Here is an 18445-nt window from a genome sequence, read left to right on the forward strand (position 1 = left end):
CGAGGGCGGTCGGCCCGGTTCCGGTCGTCCGGGGTCTCGACTGCCCCTCGGCCGGTTCCGCACGGGCGGCTCATGGCGGAAGCACCCGTTCCGTAAAACTCGTGCGAAGGTCCCGCGAAGCCTGAGCTGCCGGTCGTGCGCTACGACACGCGACGACAGGCGCGGACAGGCGCGGACATACGTTCTGTGTCACTTCGTCGTGCGAGCTGCCTCTCATCCGGCGTCGCCGGCCGGACCCCAGCCCTTAGACTCCCTCGCGTGACACGCTGCGGGCCGGTTGGCAAGATGGCCCGAGCGGTCGGCAAGTTGCGGTAACAGGAAGGAAGCGACTCGTGAGCAGCAGGCCATCCCGAGGCGCTGCTCGCCTCGCAGCCATACTCGACGCGCTTCCCGACGCGTTGGTACTGGTCAACGCCAACGGGACCGTCGTCAACGCGAACACCATCGCGCTCGAGACCTTCGAGACGCCGGGTACGGCTCTGGTGGGGCGTGGGCTGCTCGATCTGCTGCCGCAGTTCGACTCCAAGCTCATCCCGGGCTCCATGCGGCGGCCCGATCACATGGACCCGCGCGGCCGGACCAAGCCGACCCGGATGGTCGCCCGGCGGACGGACGGCACCGAGTTCCCCGTCGAGGTCACCAGCGCGAACCTCGAGAACGGGCAGCAGGCCTACGACGGCTACGGCTACCCCTCCGCCTCCGACGAGCTGCTGATGCTCGTCGTACGCGACCTGTCCGGCACCGTGGACACCGAGGCCGAGCTGGCGCGTTCGCAGCGTCAGACCGAGATGATCCTGCGGGCCGCGTCCGAGGGGGTCGTGGGCACCGACACCGACGGGCGGATCGTGCTCGTCAACCCGGCCGCCGCCCAGATACTGGGTTATCGGGCGAGTGATCTCGGCGCCAAGGAGCTGCACGACCTCGTGCTGCACTCGCGCGCCGACGGCTCGCCGTTCCCGTACGACGAGTCGCCGCTCGCCGACACCCTGCGCTCCGGGCGCAAGCACCGGGTGCGCGGGCAGGTGCTGTGGTCCAAGAGCGGGGACAAGGTGTCGGTCGACCTGACCACCGCTCCCGTGCGCGACGGCGACCAACTCGTCGGCGCCGTCATGACCTTCACCGACCGACGGCCCTACGACGCCCTCGCCGAGGAGAAGGACGCCGTCGAGAAGCGGCACGAGGAAGAGCTGGAGAAGCTCTCCGAGGAGCACGCCTCCGACCTCACCGCACTGCGCCAGCAGCACGTCACCGAGCTCGAGGAGCTGCGCGAGCAGCACGAGGAGGAGCTCGCGGCGGGCGAGGAGCGCTATGCCGCGCTCGCGGAGCGGGAGAAGGACCGGTACGAGGCCATCGCCGGGCGGCACGAGCAGCTGCTCACCCTGCTCGGTGACTCCCTGCGCGGTCCCCTGGACGAGCTGCGCCGCGAGCTGGCCACGCTCGCCGCGGACGACGCCGGTCAGCTGTGGCCCGAGGCCAACCAGGTGCTCCATCACCTGTCGGCGGGCTACTCGCGGATCACGACGCTCATCGACAACGTCCTCGGGTATCAGCGTCTCGACACCGGGGCGGAGTCCGTCGTCCGGACGAAGGTGATGCTCGACGCCGTCGTCGCCGCCGGTGTCGACGGCGCGGTGGAACTCATCGGGCCGGGGCGGGTGCAGTTCGCCGTGCACGCGCCGCCCATCGAGGCCGAGGTCGACGCGCGGCTCCTGGCGACCGCGCTCGCGCATCTCGTGGCCGACGTCGCGGGCGTCGACGCCACCGGCAACGCGCCCGTCTCGGCGGGCGGATACATGGACAACACGGTCGTGGTGGCGGCCGCCCAGCGCGGCGAGGTCGTACGCATCGAGGTGCGCGGGCCGTACGCCGGCGGCGACCGGGTGCACGAGCCGATCGTGCGCGGGATCGTGCGGGCGCACGGGGGCGTGCTCCAGACGCACGAGGTGCCGGGCATGAGCGGCAGCGCGTACGTGCTGGAGGTGCCGCTCGGCGGTGGGGCGGGGGCCGTCGCGGCTCCGGCGGCCATGGCGCTGCCCGTCCTCGCGGGCGCTGCGGGCGCGGGCGCGGCCTCGGCGGAGACTCCCGGCGAACAGGGCGTCGGCGGGCGCCGACGGGCCCGGCGGTCCTCCGTGGACGCCTTCCTGGAGAGTGACGGCCCGGGTGCCGAGGGCGGTGCCGAAGTGGAGGCTGCGGTTCCGACCGGCCGTCGGCGCAGGCGTGCCGCCTCCGCCGCCACGGCCGCGGAGGAAACACCGGGTGAGCTGCCGGCGAGCGAAAACCCGGACGGCCAGGACGGCTCCGGCGGCACCGGACGGCGGCGCGGACCGTCGGCCGAGGTCGCCGTCGTGCAGGCCGATGCGGGGGCCGTCGTGCAGGCCGACGGGGGTGTGAGCGAGGGCGCGGTCGTCACCGCCGCCGAGCACGCGGCGGGGACCGCGGCCTCGGGGACGGGGCTCGGCGGCACCGTTCCGCCGCAGGGCGTACCGGTGCCGGGCGGACGACGGGCCCGGCACGCGCCGGAGGGCCCGCAGCCCCAGAACGCGCTGCCGCCCGCGCTGCCGGCGCTCGCGAGCGCACCGCCTGCCCCGCAGGTCCCGCAGGTCCCGCAGACGGGCACGGCGGGCACGGCGGGCACGGGTACGGCGGGTACGGAGGCGGAGAGCGGGCAGCCGACGGGGCGCCGACGGCGCGCCCTGGCCGCGGCGAACGAGCGCGCCGCCGCGCAGGAGGCGGGGCCGCGTGCGGTGTTCGCCCTGCCGCCCGCCGAGGCGGACCGAGCGCCGGACGGTTCCGGCGCCACGAGCGCGGCCGGGCAGCCACGGACCGCGGGACCGATCCCGGCCCAGGGTCCAGGTCCGGGCCCGGGTCAAGGTCAAGGCCCCCTTCCGGTTCAGGGTCCTGTTCCGACGTCCGGCCCCCTTCCGGCTTCGGGTCCGCTTCCGGCTTCGGGTCCGCTTCCGGCGCAGGGTCCCGTTCCGGCTGCGGGAGTGGTTCAGGTGCCCGCTCAGGCTCCGATTCCCGCGCAGGCCCAGGCGCCGGTCCAGGGTTCCTCCGCGGACTCGGCGGTCGACCATGGGCGGCACGACGCCGTCCCGCACGACCAGGCCGACGACCACACCCCGCCCCAGCCGCACCCCACGAACGCGCCCACGGGTCGCCGCCGACGGGCCGTTGCCCAGCCCGCGGAGGCCGTCGGCGCGCCCGGGCAGGTCGTTCCCGCGATGGCCCAGGCCGCCGTCCCGGCACAGGTTCAGCCCCAACCCCAACCCCAACCTCAGCCTCAGGCACAGGCGCAGGCACACGCACAGGCAGGGGAGGGCGTCGAACCGCCTGTCCCCGCGCAGGCAGCCGCGAACGTCACCCCGGCCGCCGCCGCACCCACCGCTCCCGGTCAGGGGCAGCCGCTCCCGGCCGAAGCTGCCCCCGCCCCCGCCCCCTCGCCCGTGCAGGCCGCGCCGGCCGCGCCGACCCCCGGTGGAGGGACCCCGCTTCCGCCCGAGGCCGCCGTCGGGCAGCCGCGGGTGGCACAGCCGCTGCCCGCCGAGGCCGCGGCGGGCCTGCCCACGGACCCCAACTCGACGCAGGGGCGGGCATTCAGCGTGCGGACGCTGGGTCAGGGCGTGCCCTTCACCCGGCAGGCCGCGCAGGTGCAGCAGCTTCAGCCGCAACCCCTTCAAGCACAGCAGGCGTATCAGGCACAGCAGGCACAGCAACCGGGGCTGCCGTCGGCGCAGTCCTCGGCCACTCCTGCCCCGCACGCCCCCGGTGGGTCCGGGCGGCGCCGCAAGCTGGGGACTCCGCCCGACCCTGCCACCCGCCCGGAGCAGACGGCCCGCCCGCACCCGTCGGCCGAGCAACCCGTCGTACCGCAAGCCCCACAGGTCCCGCAGGCGGCACAGGCACCGAGGTCCGCCCAGGCACCGGCGGCCCCGCAGATCCCCCTGCCGCCACAGGCCGTCGCGGCCCAGGCGCCGCAGCCCACCGCCGCGCCCACGCCCGGCTCCACGCCGCTCCCGCACCCCTCCCTCGCCGGTCAGTCGCGGCTCGTGCCTGGTGGCCCGGGGACCGAGGGTGCCGGGCGGTCGTACGCCATAGGGGCGCCGGACGAGAACGCCGCCGAGGGGCCCGAGCCGTTGGACGGGCCCGGCGGGGCCGTCGAGGTGGCGGATCCGCCGCGGCCGCAGCCGCTGGACGACGAGCTGCCTCCGGAGCCGCTGGACAACCCGCGTCGGCTGCTCGTGTGGCCGGCGCCGGACGTCAGTACGCAGCAGGCGCTCAGCGACCGTGGCTACCGGCCGGTGATCGTGCACTCGCGCGAGGAGGTCGACGCGCAGATCGCCGCCTTCCCGGCCGCGCTGTTCGTGGACCCGCTGACCGGGCCGATCACCCGGACCGCGCTCCAGTCGCTGCGTACGGCCGCCGTCGCCGCGGAGGTACCGGTGCTGGTCACGGCCGGGCTCGGGCAGGCGACGCGCGAGGCGGCGTACGGCGCCGACCCCGCCGTCCTGTTGAAGGCGCTCTCGCCGCGCGACAGTGAGCAGCATCCGCCGCGGGTGCTGCTCGTCGAGGAGCACGCCGAGATCGCGCTGGCGCTGACCTCGGCGCTGGAGCGGCGCGGGATGCAGGTCGCGCGGGCGGCGAGCGACGCGGACGCCGTCACGCTCGCCGGGCAGCTGCGGCCGAACCTGGTCGTGATGGACCTGATGCAGGTGGACCGCCGACAGTCCGGGATCCTGGACTGGCTGCGGGCGAACGGCCAGCTCAACCGCACCCCGCTGGTCGTCTACACGGCCGCCGTCGGCCAGGCGGACCTGCCGCGGCTGGCGTCGGGGGAGACGGTTCTCTTCCTCGCCGAGCGGTCCACCAGCCCCGAGGTGCAGGGCAGGATCGTGGACCTGCTGGCGCGCATCGGCACCAACTAGCTCACCGGTCGGCCGACCGGATCGCCGACAGCTACGGCTTCGCGACGAGCCTGCGCGCCGCCTCCTTGACGGAGGCGCGCAGGCGGTCGCGGTCGGTGTCCTCGGCGCCCGCCAGGATGCGGCTCATCTGGGGGACGACGGTGGCCCAGTTGGCCATCGCGATCAGCAGGAAGAGCAGGTCGGCGGCCGGCAGGGCGTCGGTGATCACGCCCCGGTCCTGGCCGTCGCGCACGGCGGCGACCTTGAGCGCGTAGTGCTGCTGGCGTTCCGCCTCGTCGGGCAGTTCGGCGGTGCCGTACTCGATGCCCTCCCAGTAGAGGAGGCGCAGCAGCTCGGGGTGGGCGGCGTGGTAGTCCATCAGCCGGTCGAGCCAGCCCTCGATGTCGTCCGGGTCGACGGGGACGGCGGAGGCGAGGTGGACCATGCAGCGGCCGAGGACCTGGGAGAAGAGCTCCGCCTTGTTGCCGAAGTAGGCGTAGATGAGCTGCTTGTTCGCCTTGGCCTCGGCGGCGATGCGGTCGACGCGGGCGCCCGCGATGCCGTAGCGGGCGAACTCCGCGACGGCGGCGTCGAAGATCCGGGCTCGGGTCGCCTCGGGATCTCTGGTGGTTGCCATGGGGACATCGTAGCGAGACGGGCAACCAACTAGTTGGTTGACAGGGAATTCGCGTCCACCGCAGACTGTTGCACCTGCCGTTCCAACCAACCGGTTGGTTGTTAGAGTCGCCTCGAAGGAGCGCCTCCCCCATGCCGTCCGCAGTCACCGCCACCCAGCGCGCCGACCGGCGCGCAACCCAGCAGCAGAGCCCGGCCGCTGCCGAGGCCGCCGCCCGGGGCAGAAACCTCCTCCTCGCCCTCATCGCCCTCTGCACCGCCGTCACGGCCGCCAACATCTACCTCGCGGCCCCGCTGCTCCCCCTCATCGCCCACGACTTCGGCTCGGCGCCCTCGGCCGTGGCCTGGATCGCTTCGGTCGCCCAGTTCGGCTACGCGGCCGGCCTGCTCTTCTTCGCCCCGCTCGGCGACCGTGTGAACCGGCGCCGCCTGGTCGCCGTCCTCTCCCTGGTCACCGCGGCGGCCCTGGTCGCCGGGGCCACGGCCGCCGGGACCGCCGCCCTCGCGGCGGCCGTGCTCGTCGCCTCGGCCGCGACCGTCGTCCCGCAGCTCCTGGTCCCGCTGGTCGCCGAACGCGCGCCCGCCGACCGGCGTGCCCGGCACGTGGCCGCCGTCATCGCCGGGCTGTTCACGGGCATCGTCGCCGCGCGCGTCCTCGGCGGACTCGCCGGACAGGCCTTCGGCTGGCGAGCGGTGTTCGTGGGCGCGGCCGTCCTCACCACGGCCCTCGGCCTGATCACCGCGGCCGCGCTCCCCACCGAGCGCCGGCGCCCCCGCGAGGGCCACCTCTTCGCCGGCCTCACCGCGATGCCGGGCCTGGTGCGGCGCTCGCCGGACCTGTGGCGGGCCTGCGTGCGGCAGGCCGGGATGTACGGCGCCTGGAGCGCCCTGTGGACCTCACTGGCCCTGCTGCTGACGGGCGACGAGTCGTACGGCCTGTCGACCGCCACCGCCGGTCTCTTCGGTCTCTTCGGACTGGCCGCCGGCGTCGTCGCGCCCCTGGCGGGCGGCCTGGTCGACCGCTTCGGCGCGGCGAAGGTGGTCCGCAACGCCTACCTGCTCGCGGCCGTCTCGGTGCCGCTGTTCTGGCTGGGCGGGCAGGTGCTCACGGCGCTCTTCGCGGCCGCGATCGTGATCCACGCGGCGCTCGTCGCCTCCCACGTCGCCAACCAGACCCTCGCCCTGACGACCACCTCGGCCCCGGCCACCGCCAACAGCGCCTACGTCGTCGCGGGCTTCGCCGGCGGCGCCACCGCGTCGGCCCTGGCCGGCCTCGCCTTCACCCACTTCGGCTGGGGCGGCGTCGTCGCGGTGGCGGGCACGTGGCTGGTCCTGGGATGGACTACCACGGCCGTACGACGGACCCCCGCGTCCGTACGGCGGTGATGACGACCGCCGCGCCGGTGACGTCGGCGTACGCCGGGCAGGGGCCGCGAGGTGCCCTGCCCGGCGTACACGCGCGAACGGCCGGAGACCGGAGACCGGCCGGGGCTCAGAGCTGAGTGACGTCCAGCTCGCCTTCCGCGTACCGCTTGCGCAGCACCTTCTTGTCGAACTTGCCCACGCTCGTCTTCGGGACCGTCTCGATGATCGACCAGCGCTCCGGGAGCTGCCACTTGGCGATCTTCCCCTCCTCGGCCAGGAAGGCGCGCAGGGACTCGAAGTCGGCGGTGGAGCCCTCCTTGAGGACGACCGTGGCCAGCGGGCGCTCGCCCCACTTGTCGTCCGGGACGGCGACGACGGCGGCCTCGGCGACGTCGGGGTGGGACATCAGCGCGTTCTCCAGGTCCACCGACGAGATCCACTCGCCGCCGGACTTGATGACGTCCTTGGCCCGGTCGGTGAGGGTGAGGAAACCGTCGGGCGAGATGGTGCCGACGTCGCCCGTCTTCAGCCAGCCGTCCTCGCTGAACTTGTCGGCGGGGCGCAGGGGTTCGGCGTCGGGGCCGTTGTAGTAGGCGCCCGCGATCCACGCGCCGCGCACCTCCAGCTCACCCGCGGACTCGCCGTCCCAGGGGAGGCGTTCGCCGCCGGGGCCGGTGAGACGGCCCTCTACGCCGGCCGGGAAGCGGCCCTGCGTGACGCGGTAGCCGAACTCCTCGTCGGTGCCGATCGCGTGGGCCGGCGGGCGGGCGATCGTGCCGAGCGGGGAGGTCTCCGTCATGCCCCAGGCGTGGCAGACCCGCATGCCCAGCTCGTCGAAGGCGGCCATCAGGGAGGGCGGACAGGCCGCGCCTCCGATGGTGACCTGGGTGAGGGTGGAGACGTTCCGCGGCTTCGCGGTGAGCTCGGCCAGCAGGCCCTGCCAGATGGTGGGGACGGCAGCGGCGTGGGTCGGCCTCTCGCTCTCGATCATCTCGGCGAGGGGCGCGGGCTGCAGGAAGCGGTCCGGCATCAGCATGTTCACGCCGGTCATGAAGGTGGCGTGCGGCAGTCCCCAGGCGTTGACGTGGAACTGCGGGACGACGACGAGCGAGGTGTCCTGGTCGGTCAGGCCCATCGACTCGGCCATGTTGACCTGCATGGAGTGCAGGTAGATCGACCGGTGGCTGTAGACGACACCCTTGGGGTCACCCGTGGTACCGGAGGTGTAGCACATGGCGGCGGCCTGGCGTTCGTCCAGCTCCGGCCAGTCGAACGTGGTGGGCTTGTCCGCGATCAGCTCCTCGTACTCGTGCACGCGCGCGTGGGCGCCCTCGAGGAGCGAGCGGTCACCGGGACCGGACACGACGACGTGCTCGACCGTGGGCAGCTTCGCCAGCAGCGGCGCGAGCAGCGGCAGCAGGGAACCGTTGACCATGACGACCTTGTCGGCGGCGTGGTTGACGATCCACACCAGCTGCTCGGCCGGAAGGCGCAGGTTGAGGGTGTGCAGCACCGCGCCCATGGAGGGGATCGCGAAGTACGCCTCGACGTGCTCGGCGTTGTTCCACATCAGGGTGGCCACCCGGTCGTCGCCGCGGACGCCGAGGTCGTCGCGCAGGGCGTTCGCCAGCTGCACCGCGCGCGTGCCCGCCTCGGCGAAGCTGCGCCGCTGCGGTTCGCCCTCACCGGTCCACGTGGTGATCCGAGACCGTCCGTGCACGCGCATACCCTGCTCGAGGATGCGGGTGACGGTCAGCGGTACGTCCTGCATGGTGCTCAGCACGGCGTCCTCCCAGGGCGGCGACATTGCCTACGCGGCGGTAACGGTTGTGCTGATTCTGCGCACATACCGCGCGGTATGTCACTAGGAAGCGGTGAACGATCGGGTCACGTCAAGCCGGGGTCAAAACCCCACGTCGTCCCACACGTCACCCCGTTATCGAACAAGCACCAGCTCAGGGTCCTCGCGCAGTTTGCCGAGCGCCCGCGAAACCGCCGACTTCACCGTGCCCACGGAGACGCCGAGCACCTCCGCCGTCCGGACCTCGCTGAGGTCCTCGTAATACCTGAGGACGACCATCGCCCGCTGCCGCGCGGGCAGCTTCGCGATCGCCCGCCACATGGCGTCGTGCAGCGCCTGCTGCTCGGCCGGGTCGTCCCCGCCGGGGACCGGTTCCGGCTCCGGCAGCTCGTCGCACACGTACTCGTCGACCTTGCGCTTGCGCCACTGCGACGTACGGGTGTTCAGCAGGGCCCGGCGGACATAGCCGTCGAGCGCCCGGTGGTCCTCGATCCGCTCCCACGCGACGTACGTCTTGGTGAGCGCGGTCTGCAGCAGGTCCTCCGCGTCGCTCGGGTTCGCGGTCAGCGACCGGGCGGTGCGCAGCAGCACCGGCTGACGGGCCATGACGTACGACGCGAAGGACGGGTACGGGGCAGGCCGCGTCATGCCGTTCGAAGCGCTGGTGCAGACGGGTGTGGTCATGGCTCAACGCTAGGTTCGGTGGCCGCCCGGGCGGATCGGCCGCAGGTCCCGAAGGGAAGTCCGCCTCAGGTTGTAGGGGTGGTGCCTGCCCCACCTCCTGAAGGTGGACGAACAGGCGGCGACTACTACGGGATGACCCCTGGGTGACCCCCTGCGGCCCGGCCCGGATGTTCATCCGTCCGGTCCGTGGCTCTCACCCGTCCGAGGCCAGGACCAGGCCCGACGTCGGCACCCCCGTCCCCGCCGTCACCAGGGTCCGGCTCGCGCCCGCTGTCTGGTTCACGGACGTGCCGCGCAGCTGCCGTACGGCCTCCGCGATGCCGTTCATCCCGTGGAGGTACGCCTCGCCGAGCTGGCCGCCGTGCGTGTTCAGCGGCAGCCGGTCCGCCGCCACGAAAGCCGCGGCCTCGCCGGGCGCGCAGAAGCCGAACTCCTCCAGCTGCATCAGCACGAACGGTGTGAAGTGGTCGTACAGGATCCCGACGTCGATGTCGGCCGGGGCCAGCCCGGAGCTCCGCCACAGCTGACGGGCGACCACGGACATCTCCGGCAGGCCCGTCAGGTCGTCGCGGTAGAAGCTGGTCATCTGCTCCTGGGCCCGTCCGGCGCCCTGGGCCGCCGCGGCGACCACGGCGGGCGGATGCGGCAGGTCACGGGCCCGCTCCACCGAGGTGACGACCAGCGCCTGCCCGCCGTCCGTCTCCTGGCAGCAGTCCAGCAGCCTGAGCGGCTCGGCGATCCAGCGGGAGGCCGCGTGGTCGGCGAGGGTGATCGGACGGTCGTGGAAGTACGCCGCCGGGTTCGCCGCCGCGTGCCTGCGTGCCGTGACGGCGACCGGGCCGAAGGCCTCTTCCGGGGTCAGCCCGTAGGCGTACAGGTACCGCTGCGCCGCCATCGCCACCCAGGAGGCGGGTGTGAGCAGCCCGAACGGCAGCGTCCAGCCGAGCGCCGTCCCCTCCGCCGAGGGCTCGCGGTGCCGCACGCCCGAGCCGAAACGGCGCCCCGAGCGCTCGTTGAAGGCCCGGTAGCAGACGACGACCTCGGCGACGCCCGTCGCGACGGCCAGCGCCGCCTGTTGCACGGTCGCGCAGGCCGCCCCACCCCCGTAGTGGACCCGGGAGAAGAAGGACAGCTCGCCCATGCCACAGGCCTGCGCCACGGTGATCTCGGGGCTCGTGTCCATCGTGAACGTCACCAGACCGTCCACGTCGGCGGGCGCGAGCCCCGCATCGGCAAGCGCAGCCTGGACCGACTCCACCGCCAGTCGCAGTTCGCTGCGCCCCGAGTCCTTGGAGAACTCGGTGGCTCCGATGCCGACGATCGCGGCCCGGCCGCCGAGGCTGTCACGCGCGCGTACGCTCATCGCTCGTCCCCCTCCGGCCCCCCTGGCCCCTCTGGCCCCTCTGGCCCCTTCGGCCCCTTCGGCCCCTTCGGCCCCTCCGGGACGGTGACCGTCACGGTTCCGCTGACGTGCCGGCCGATGCCGTTGTCGCCGGTGATCCGCACGACGAACGTGTCTCCTTCGTCCCGCACTTCCTCGACCGTGCCCCGCAACACCATCGTGTCCCCCGGGTAGTTGGGCGCCCCGAGCCGGATGGCGACCTTGCGGAGCACGGCCTTCGGGCCGAAGGTGTCGGTGATGTAGCGGCCGACCAGGCCGTTGGTGGTGAGGATGTTCATGAAGACGTCCGGGGAGCCCTTGGCGCGGGCGGCCTCGGGATCGTGGTGCACGTCCTGGTAGTCGCGCGAGGCGAGGGCGCCCGCGACGATCAGGGTGCGGGTGATCCCGATCTCCAGCAGCGGCAGCTCGTCCCCGGCCTTCACGCGGCCGCCTCCCTCGCGCGGAAGACGGGCAGCACCAACTCGTCGTCGTAGGACCGGAATTCCAGCTCGACGGGCATGCCGACGCGCACCTTGTCGTAGGGCACGTCGACCACGTCACTGATGATCCGGACACCCTCGGCGAGCTCGATCAGGCCTATCGCGTAGGGCGGGGAGAAGGCCGGGAAGCGCGGGTGGTGCATCACGACGTACGAGAAGACGGTGCCCTCGCCGCCCGCCTCGACGGTGTCCCACTCCGCCGCGCCGCAGGCGTTGCAGCCGGGGAGCCAGGGGAAGCGGAGGGTGTCGCAGGCGGTGCAGCGCTGGATGAGGAGGCGGTGGCGCCGGACCCCCTCCCAGAAACCGGCGTTGTCACGGTTGACGACGGGACGGGGGCGCAGCTCCAGCGGTTTCCGGGACTCCTGCGGCTGCGGTTGGGGCTGGGGCTGGGGCTCCGGTTCCTGAGGCTTGTGAGGCCTCTGAGGTTTCTGTTTCCGTCCGGCCGGCGCGTACTTGAGGATGCGGAAGCGGTGGGTGCCGACGAGGGTCTCGCCCACGCGGACGTCCGTCCGGGTCGTGACGAAGTACCCGGTGCCCAGCTTGGTCGTCTTGCGCCCCGAGACCGACTCGATCACCGTGTCGAAGGCGACCTCGTCCCCCGGCCGCAGCGGGCGCGGGTACTCCTGCTCGCAGTCGGTCGCGACGACCGAGGTGCAGCCCGCCTCGTCGAGGAGGGAGAGCAGCTCGTCATAGGCCTGCGCGCGCCCCTGGTGACCGCTCAGGCCGCCCATGATCCATGCCTGGAGCATGGTGGGCGGGGCGATCGCGCCGGGGCCCGTGTACGCCGGGTTCCGGTCGCCCATCGCCTCGCACCAGTGCCGGATCATGGGTGCGTTGACCGGATCCCGGCCGGCGCCGGCGACCGCGGCGGGGCGGCCCTCGTAGGCCTTGAGCCGCGGGTACAGCGGGTCGTCGTCCACCGGTGCACTCCCTTCAGGGCCCTTGCCGGAGCAGATTTCTGACTGTCCGTCAGATACGGACCTCTGTCAAGGTCGCCGCCACGCACGGAAAACGTCTGCGCGGCGGCGCCGAAGCACCGCCGCGCAGACGCGCCACCACCCCACGAACCACACCCAGTACGGCACTTCCCGGGGACCGACGCCCGGACGCCGGACCCCTCAGATCACCACCACAGCGGGGTGAACGAGACGGCCACGTTGCTGTTGCCCTGGTTGACCGCGGTGAACGCGGAACCGTTGACCTGCGCGGCGTTGCTCTGGTTCGAGGCGCCCGATCCGACGGCGTTCTGTTGTGTGGTGGAGGAGTTGCCGTTGTTGTCGTGCCCGACACCGCTGCCGACGACGCTCGCGACACCCGCGCTCGATCCGTCGTCCGCGAAGCCGCCGTTGTCCGCCGCCGCGACGCCGGTGAAGAGTGCGGCTGCCAGCGGAAGGGCGGAGACGGCGGCGATGACGCGGGCGGTACGGATGCTTGCCATGTTGTTCCTCCAGAACGGAAGTACGTGAGTACCCGAAGTACAGAAGTACGGCTTGAAGCATGAAGTACGGCTTCCACCAGGGCAGTTGGCCGACCGCACCGGCGTTTGCGACGACGTCGCGAGACCAGAGTTGCCCACCGAATCCCCGGCGAACCACCCCGGAAGCCGTGATTAGCACTCAAGCGTGACGACAAGTGGATAAACCCCTAGCACCACTTTTCCTGCCCGTGCCCCCATGACCCCCGGCAACTCGGACACGGACCCTCCGGGCCCCACAAGAGGCGAACCGTTCCAGCACTATTGCCACCGATCGACCGGCCTCGGGCGCGTCACACCACGGCCCTCTTCCCTTTTTCGAACATACGTACGACCATGGAGGCATGGCCACCACCGACCGGTACCCCCGGCAGGCCACCACGCTGGCCCTCGCCCACGCCCTGTCGGCCGCCGAACGCGGCCTGGCCGTCATCCCCCTGTCCCGGACCAAGCTCCCGGCCCTGCGCTCCCCCCACCGCGATCCCCCGGAACCGGTGGGCCCGCCCTGCCACGGCGAGTGCGGCCGCTTCGGCCACGGCGTGTACGACGCCTCCACCGACCCCGCCCGTGTCCGCGAGCTGTTCGCCGCGGCGCCCTGGGCCACCGGTTACGGCATCGCCTGCGGCCTGCCCCCGCACCACCTCATCGGCGTCGACCTGGACACGAAGTCGGACACGGACTCCACCGCCGCCCTGCGCGAGCTCGCCCTGCGCCACCTCTTCACGATCCCGCCCACGATCGTCGTCCTCACCCCGTCCGGGGGCCGCCACCTCTGGCTCACCGGGCCGCCGGACGTCGTCGTCCCCAACTCGGCCGGCCGGCTCGCCCCCGGCATCGACATCCGGGGCGCCGGCGGCTACCTGGTCGGACCCGGCTCCCGCACCGCCCACGGCGCCTACTCCACGGCCCCCGGCACCGCCCACCTCACCCCGGCCCCCTGCCCCCGCTCCCTCCTGCGCCTCCTGCTCCCCCCGCCGCGCTCCCCCCGCCCCGGACCGGGACCGTCACCGGCAACGACCACCGCGGGCGGTGCGCACGGCCGTGGCCTGGTCCAGTTCGTCCTGGCCGCCCACGAGGGCCAGCGCAACACCCGCCTGTTCTGGGCGGCCTGCCGGGCCTACGAGGACGGGATCGGCCCGGAACTGTCCGAGGACCTGATCGACGCGGCCGTCCGGACCGGCCTGACGGCACGAGAGGCCCGGGCGACGGTCGCGTCGGCGGCGCGCATGACCCGGGACACCACCCCTAGGGCGTGAAGACCTGCTCCAGGCGGTGGATGGCCCCGTCGTCGCCGGTCTCGTACCGGAACACGAGACCGGAGTCGGGGTGCGCGTCGATCCAGTCGATCAGCTCCTGCACACCGATGCGCTGGTTCTCGGTGGTACTGGTGACGGGGTTGGTGGCGGTGACGTACGCGGCCTGGTCCAGGGCCCACCGGCTGTCCTCACCGGTGACGACGAACGGCGCGCCGTCCGTGTCCTTCCCGGGGCATCCCCAGGCCCCGTGCTGGATGACCAGGTTCACCTTGCCGGTGCTCCCGTCGAGCTCCTCGACCCGGTAGACGGCGAACTCGTCGGGGTCGACCTCGTCGGGGGTGGGAGGCTTGTCGGAGCAGCCGCCGGCGGGCGAGGCGGTGACGGGCGCAGCGGAGGCGACGGACCCGGCGGGCTCGGCGGCAGCCGACGGGGTGGCGGCGGGGGTGGCACTGGAGTGGGGACTCACCGCACCCCCGGACGGGCTGGACGACGAGCCCGCACCAGCGGGACTCGCGCCCCCCGCCGCGTCCGCCCCGCCACCGGACCCGCCCGCCTGACACCCGACGAGCACAGCACTCAACGTGACGGCGGCAAGCGCAACGCCGACGGATCTGAGCCGGTTGACCTTCATATGGGACGTCCCCCCTGTTCACGGGCGGCCACTCGAGCGGCCGCACCCGGAGCGGGACGGTAACAAGGCCCCTGGTCAGAGGGCAGCACAGCAAGCCCTTACGTCACACAGCCGGGACAAAGCCGTCACCCGGCGCGGACGGGTGTGACAGGTATGCCGGGAATGCCGGGTCTCGTGTGGGTGTGGGACGTCAGCCGCCCGGAACATCGGGCTTGTGGTTCGCCGGTGCCCCCAGCACACGCAGAAGGGGCGCCTCTCGGTGAGAGACACCCCTTCCGATCCGCAACGTCTACGACCTGCGCGGAGGCGGTGAGATTCGAACTCACGGTGACATCGCTGCCACGACGGTTTTCAAGACCGTTCCCTTAGGCCGCTCGGGCAACCCACCTCTTGCCCCGTCCACCAGGGGCGGAGCGGGTACAGCCTACCGGCACCCGGCGTTTCACGGAGAGCGCGGTCCAGACAGGGTCCACTAGCACCACTCCTGCCCGCCAGCGCCATCGCTCGCAATCGGCACCCGGCCCCCGTTCCCGCGCCGAGCAGGAAGCTTCGCCCTGTGCGACTCTCTTCCCCAACGCATGCCCCAGGCGTCCCGCTACTCCTCTCACTCGGCAGCGCATCGGGTGAGCCCCGGCTTCCTCTGCTCCCCAGCGGAGCCGGTCAGAAAGCCAGCGCGCCCAGCCTTCCTACGGCTCGTGTGGCTGCCCGGCAGAGCTTTTGGCAGACTTGATTCCGGAAGGTAACGGGCCCTCAACCTTGGAGGTTGCAATGGCTCGACCGCGAAACAGGGCGTCTTCCACATCGGTGGGCCAGTTCAAACAACTGCACCGCGAGGTCGGCCAGTTGGTCGCGGAACTTATCAATAAAGCCATCTCAGAGCAACATGATTATATGGCCGACCCTGAAATTCCGCTACTTACCCGCTCAGGCTGGATACCTAACCAGCCTCTCCAATTGAGCGAAGTCTGCTTGAGCTATCAAGCACCCAGGAATGAGACGTTTGCCGACGCCAAGGAGCAGTTGTCGACATACTGGCCAAAGATTCCCGGAAAACGTCTTGCCACTTATTCCAGCGCGGTCCGGGAATTTTCCCCACCGACCCTATTTTTCGATGCCCCATCATTTCGACTGATCGACGTCGATCCGGTGGCCCCTGACGAACAGAATTGCTCCACCTTCCTCCGTTTCACCATGGGCACATACTTCGACTGGTATGACACCGGGGAAGCCCTCGGCTACGAGGCGGCTCGACGATACGCCGAATCCCACGGCGACAAGATCTCCGGACCCTATCGCGAGTGGCTGGCTTATCCATTCGATCTCACACGCCGGTGCGCAACTCCAGGAATTAATACTCTCACAATCGTTACATCACGACACGACTCGATCTTTTACCTACACCGACGAACGGGAGTGGCTACGGCACGTGGCACCGTCCACGTGGTCCCGGCTGGAGAATTCCAACCCTCCGGCGGTCCACCAGGCGGACAAACCACGGGAGGCGCTGGTTTCAGCTTGCAGTCAACGATCATTCGCGAGTACGCGGAAGAATTTCTCGACGCCGAAGATATAGTCGATCCAACAAACCACCCCACACCGATCGACTTCTCTGCCGATCCCAGCCATGCCGCAATAGAAAAGGCATTGTCCAGTGCGCAGCGCCACTATCTTGGAATCGGCTTCTACCCGCTCACTTTGAAACCCGAGATACTCATCGTTTGCAGTTTCAGCAAGCCTCAATTCAATCAAGCATTCAGAGGAATGCAAAAGGAGACATATGAGGGGTACATCGAAGGGAGCGGCGGCCGTCGCCTGAAGGATGACGAACGTCTCTCGCGAACAATTCACTCAATTTTCGACCTCAAGAAGGGGCGCCCCTTTCAAGGGTTGCCTTTCGATGAGGAGACTGTGCTTGGCTATGCAAACGATGCGACTACTCTACCTGCCGCGCGTGCCTGCCTGACCCTGGCCTGGCGACATCGAGAAGTCCTGGGAATCCACACAAATTAGAGTTGGAGGATCCTTGAACAATACTCACCCTGTCCTACATCGACCATGGCTGGTGTGCGATTTCGCCGGCGTACTTGGTCTCCCTCAGTCAGAAGAGAGCAGACAGCGAATGGCCGCAGTCGCCGGCGCCGACTTTGATGCCTTCTGGAAATCTTACTGGGCTGAACGCCAACAATACGACGCTGGAGACATCCCGCTGAACGAGTACTGGAAGCGCGTCGCGGCCGGGATCGGCACCGACTGGACTCCAGGTCTGGCCACTGCCCTGGACACGCTGGACGTGGAAAGTTGGCTATGCCCGAACCGAGAAACGCTGCAGGTAGTCGAGAAACTCAGGTCGTCCGGCATACGGCTGGCAGTGCTCTCCAACGCTCCACTGTCACTGGCCTCCGCCCTGCATGAACTGCCATGGCTCGAATCCTTCGAGCGAATCATCTGCAGCAGCGAAATCCGTTCCACGAAACCCGATCCACGCTGTTACTTGACAGCGCTGGACATCCTAGGAGCGTACCCACACCAGGTCGCCTTCGTTGATGACCGTGCGGTCAATGTGACAAGCGCGCAGTCCCTGGGAATTCAGTCCCATCTCTTCACGGACGCCGGCGCCTTGCGCCGCGATTTGCATCATTTACTTGCGGTTTGAGGGCAAACGGGCGCTCAGGCAGATGTCGATGCGGTCCATCCTGGCAGTCTGCGATTCGCTTATGCAGCTCAGTGTTGCTGTTATCCATCCCTGCCGGGAGCTTTGTGCTGCGTAGTGGACATGCCGTCAACAGCCTTTTCAGCGTCAAGCCTTGACTGCTCTCCAAGTTCAGGTCCAGTAGCCAAGCTCGTTCCATTACCGAGCCCAAGAAGCATGCACCATTCTGTGTGGCTCCATTCAGCCATGATTCAGTAAGGTCCGCCCCGTCGAAACGAGTTCCAATCAGCTCGGCTTCATCGAGCTTCGCCGCCACCAACTTCGCCTTCTCCAGATGCGTCTCACGCAACGTTGCCTTCGTGAGCCATGCACCTGATAGATCCGCCTCCTCACTCAGAACGGCCTCCGTCATGTCGGTTCCAGCCAGCCATGCATCGGTGAGGTCGACACGAGGAAGCTGCGCTTTGATCAACCGAGCCTCTCTCAAATCAAAACGCGCTAGCCGGGCACCGAGAGGAAGCTCCAAACCAGATAGCTCGGTGTGACGGAGGTCAACACGGTTCGTCTCGTGGCGCTGAGGTCGCCGAGCCAATACCACCATAGCGGCCACAACATCCGGGGCGATCCCAGAATTGTGATTCCGACTTCGCTGCACAGAAGCCCGCTGCCGTACGAATGCTGCTAGCACTTCCACGATGGTTTCGTGATCGCGCTCTGACTCCCGCATCACGTGTTCTAGTGCATACAACCCCCCTAGGCGTTCCACCAGTTCGCTGGAGGCTAGTTGAGCGACTGCCTTTCCATAACGATCGGTCTCCTGTCCTCGGCGAGACAGGCGATAGGTCAGGCCTGTGAAAACCAACCCGCCAAGCAGGGCGGCGCCTCCGGCAGCCGTCACCATTGTTGTGCGCATACGCTCGATCGCAACCTCGCGTTCCTTGAGGGGCAGCTTGCGCACCGTCTCGCCAGCCACCATCCAAGCTCCAGGTACTAACAGAAACAGGAATGCGCCAACTACGGAGATGAACACGACTGCGTATTTCAGCACTTGCGGCATTACGCTTCTTACTCTCACAGATATATTTCATCGCATAGTGTTGCGACCTGCACGGCCTATTCCCCCGTTAGAGGCCGTTTCTTATGGCGTGATCACTCGTTGAGCCGTG

Annotated in this window: 14 protein-coding genes and 1 tRNA gene; 5 read left to right on the plus strand and 10 right to left on the minus strand. The window is 70.2% G+C overall.

Going from position 1 to position 18445, the window contains the following annotated elements; all coding sequences use genetic code 11:
* Positions 1-332: 332 nt before the first annotated feature.
* Positions 333-4922 (plus strand): PAS domain-containing protein, encoded by a 4590-nt coding sequence (locus OG289_RS25020; RefSeq protein WP_327316258.1) that lies wholly within the window; start codon positions 333-335, stop codon positions 4920-4922.
* Between the two features lie 31 nt (positions 4923-4953).
* On the opposite strand, the gene OG289_RS25025 is transcribed toward OG289_RS25020, so the two are convergent.
* The gene (locus OG289_RS25025; RefSeq protein WP_327316259.1) at positions 4954-5538 is read right to left on the minus strand and encodes a TetR family transcriptional regulator; all 585 of its coding nucleotides are present in this window, start codon (positions 5536-5538) and stop codon (positions 4954-4956) included.
* A 131-nt stretch (positions 5539-5669) separates the two neighbouring features.
* Between OG289_RS25025 and OG289_RS25030 the strand changes: the two genes are divergently transcribed.
* Positions 5670-6923: an MFS transporter gene (locus OG289_RS25030; protein WP_327316260.1), complete on the plus strand. Its 1254-nt coding sequence runs from the start codon at positions 5670-5672 to the stop codon at positions 6921-6923.
* Positions 6924-7029: 106 nt separating this feature from the next.
* On the opposite strand, the gene OG289_RS25035 is transcribed toward OG289_RS25030, so the two are convergent.
* The 6 genes from OG289_RS25035 to OG289_RS25060 all read right to left on the minus strand — a co-directional run bounded on the left by OG289_RS25035 (position 7030) and on the right by OG289_RS25060 (position 12706).
* Positions 7030-8685, minus strand: a complete 1656-nt coding sequence (locus OG289_RS25035) for a long-chain fatty acid--CoA ligase (RefSeq protein ID WP_442818948.1) — start codon at positions 8683-8685, stop codon at positions 7030-7032.
* Positions 8686-8838: 153 nt separating this feature from the next.
* Positions 8839-9387: a SigE family RNA polymerase sigma factor gene (locus OG289_RS25040; protein ID WP_327316262.1), complete on the minus strand. Its 549-nt coding sequence runs from the start codon at positions 9385-9387 to the stop codon at positions 8839-8841.
* A gap of 193 nt (positions 9388-9580) precedes the next feature.
* Positions 9581-10750, minus strand: a complete 1170-nt coding sequence (locus OG289_RS25045) for a lipid-transfer protein (protein WP_327316263.1) — start codon at positions 10748-10750, stop codon at positions 9581-9583.
* Entirely contained in the window at positions 10747-11211 is a 465-nt protein-coding gene (locus OG289_RS25050) for a MaoC/PaaZ C-terminal domain-containing protein (protein WP_327316264.1), read from the minus strand. The genes OG289_RS25045 and OG289_RS25050 overlap by 4 nt, the downstream gene beginning before the upstream one ends.
* Complete coding sequence (locus tag OG289_RS25055; RefSeq protein WP_327316265.1) at positions 11208-12188, minus strand: bifunctional MaoC family dehydratase N-terminal/OB-fold nucleic acid binding domain-containing protein; 981 nt, start codon at positions 12186-12188, stop codon at positions 11208-11210. The genes OG289_RS25050 and OG289_RS25055 overlap by 4 nt, the downstream gene beginning before the upstream one ends.
* A gap of 203 nt (positions 12189-12391) precedes the next feature.
* Positions 12392-12706, minus strand: a complete 315-nt coding sequence (locus OG289_RS25060) for a hypothetical protein (RefSeq protein WP_327316266.1) — start codon at positions 12704-12706, stop codon at positions 12392-12394.
* A gap of 380 nt (positions 12707-13086) precedes the next feature.
* On the opposite strand from OG289_RS25060, the gene OG289_RS25065 reads away from it, so the two are divergent.
* Positions 13087-13998 carry a bifunctional DNA primase/polymerase gene (locus OG289_RS25065; RefSeq protein ID WP_327316267.1) on the plus strand — a complete coding sequence of 304 codons (912 nt, stop codon included), beginning with the start codon at positions 13087-13089 and terminating at the stop codon, positions 13996-13998.
* Here OG289_RS25065 and OG289_RS25070 read toward each other — a convergent pair.
* Both OG289_RS25070 and OG289_RS25075 read right to left on the minus strand, forming a co-directional pair.
* Positions 13988-14464, minus strand: coding sequence for a hypothetical protein (locus OG289_RS25070; protein WP_327316268.1), 477 nt, complete (start codon positions 14462-14464; stop codon positions 13988-13990). The two genes, OG289_RS25065 and OG289_RS25070, sit on opposite strands and share 11 nt — an antisense overlap.
* 466 nt (positions 14465-14930) lie before the next feature.
* Positions 14931-15019: transfer RNA gene (locus OG289_RS25075), tRNA-Ser, on the minus strand.
* Positions 15020-15433: 414 nt separating this feature from the next.
* Between OG289_RS25075 and OG289_RS25080 the strand changes: the two genes are divergently transcribed.
* Entirely contained in the window at positions 15434-16639 is a 1206-nt protein-coding gene (locus OG289_RS25080) for a hypothetical protein (RefSeq protein ID WP_327316269.1), read from the plus strand.
* Between the two features lie 109 nt (positions 16640-16748).
* Positions 16749-17282, plus strand: coding sequence for an HAD-IA family hydrolase (locus OG289_RS25085; RefSeq protein ID WP_327316270.1), 534 nt, complete (start codon positions 16749-16751; stop codon positions 17280-17282).
* Here the strand turns inward: OG289_RS25085 and OG289_RS25090 are convergent.
* Positions 17230-18336, minus strand: a complete 1107-nt coding sequence (locus OG289_RS25090) for a pentapeptide repeat-containing protein (protein ID WP_327316271.1) — start codon at positions 18334-18336, stop codon at positions 17230-17232. The two genes, OG289_RS25085 and OG289_RS25090, sit on opposite strands and share 53 nt — an antisense overlap.
* Positions 18337-18445: the final 109 nt, after the last annotated feature.

The organism is Streptomyces sp. NBC_01235, assembly GCF_035989285.1.
Lineage (GTDB): Bacteria > Actinomycetota > Actinomycetes > Streptomycetales > Streptomycetaceae > Streptomyces.

Excerpts from the sequence above, each read along its gene's own strand:
- OG289_RS25025 (WP_327316259.1), bottom strand. The coding sequence starts at position 5,538 with ATGGCAACCACCAGAGATCCCGAGGCGACCCGAGCCCGGATCTTCGAC.
- OG289_RS25040 (WP_327316262.1), bottom strand. The coding sequence starts at position 9,387 with ATGACCACACCCGTCTGCACCAGCGCTTCGAACGGCATGACGCGGCCT.
- OG289_RS25045 (WP_327316263.1), bottom strand. The coding sequence starts at position 10,750 with ATGAGCGTACGCGCGCGTGACAGCCTCGGCGGCCGGGCCGCGATCGTC.
- OG289_RS25030 (WP_327316260.1), top strand. The coding sequence starts at position 5,670 with ATGCCGTCCGCAGTCACCGCCACCCAGCGCGCCGACCGGCGCGCAACC.
- OG289_RS25060 (WP_327316266.1), bottom strand. The coding sequence starts at position 12,706 with ATGGCAAGCATCCGTACCGCCCGCGTCATCGCCGCCGTCTCCGCCCTT.
- OG289_RS25065 (WP_327316267.1), top strand. The coding sequence starts at position 13,087 with ATGGCCACCACCGACCGGTACCCCCGGCAGGCCACCACGCTGGCCCTC.
- OG289_RS25090 (WP_327316271.1), bottom strand. The coding sequence starts at position 18,336 with ATGCCGCAAGTGCTGAAATACGCAGTCGTGTTCATCTCCGTAGTTGGC.
- OG289_RS25085 (WP_327316270.1), top strand. The coding sequence starts at position 16,749 with ATGGCCGCAGTCGCCGGCGCCGACTTTGATGCCTTCTGGAAATCTTAC.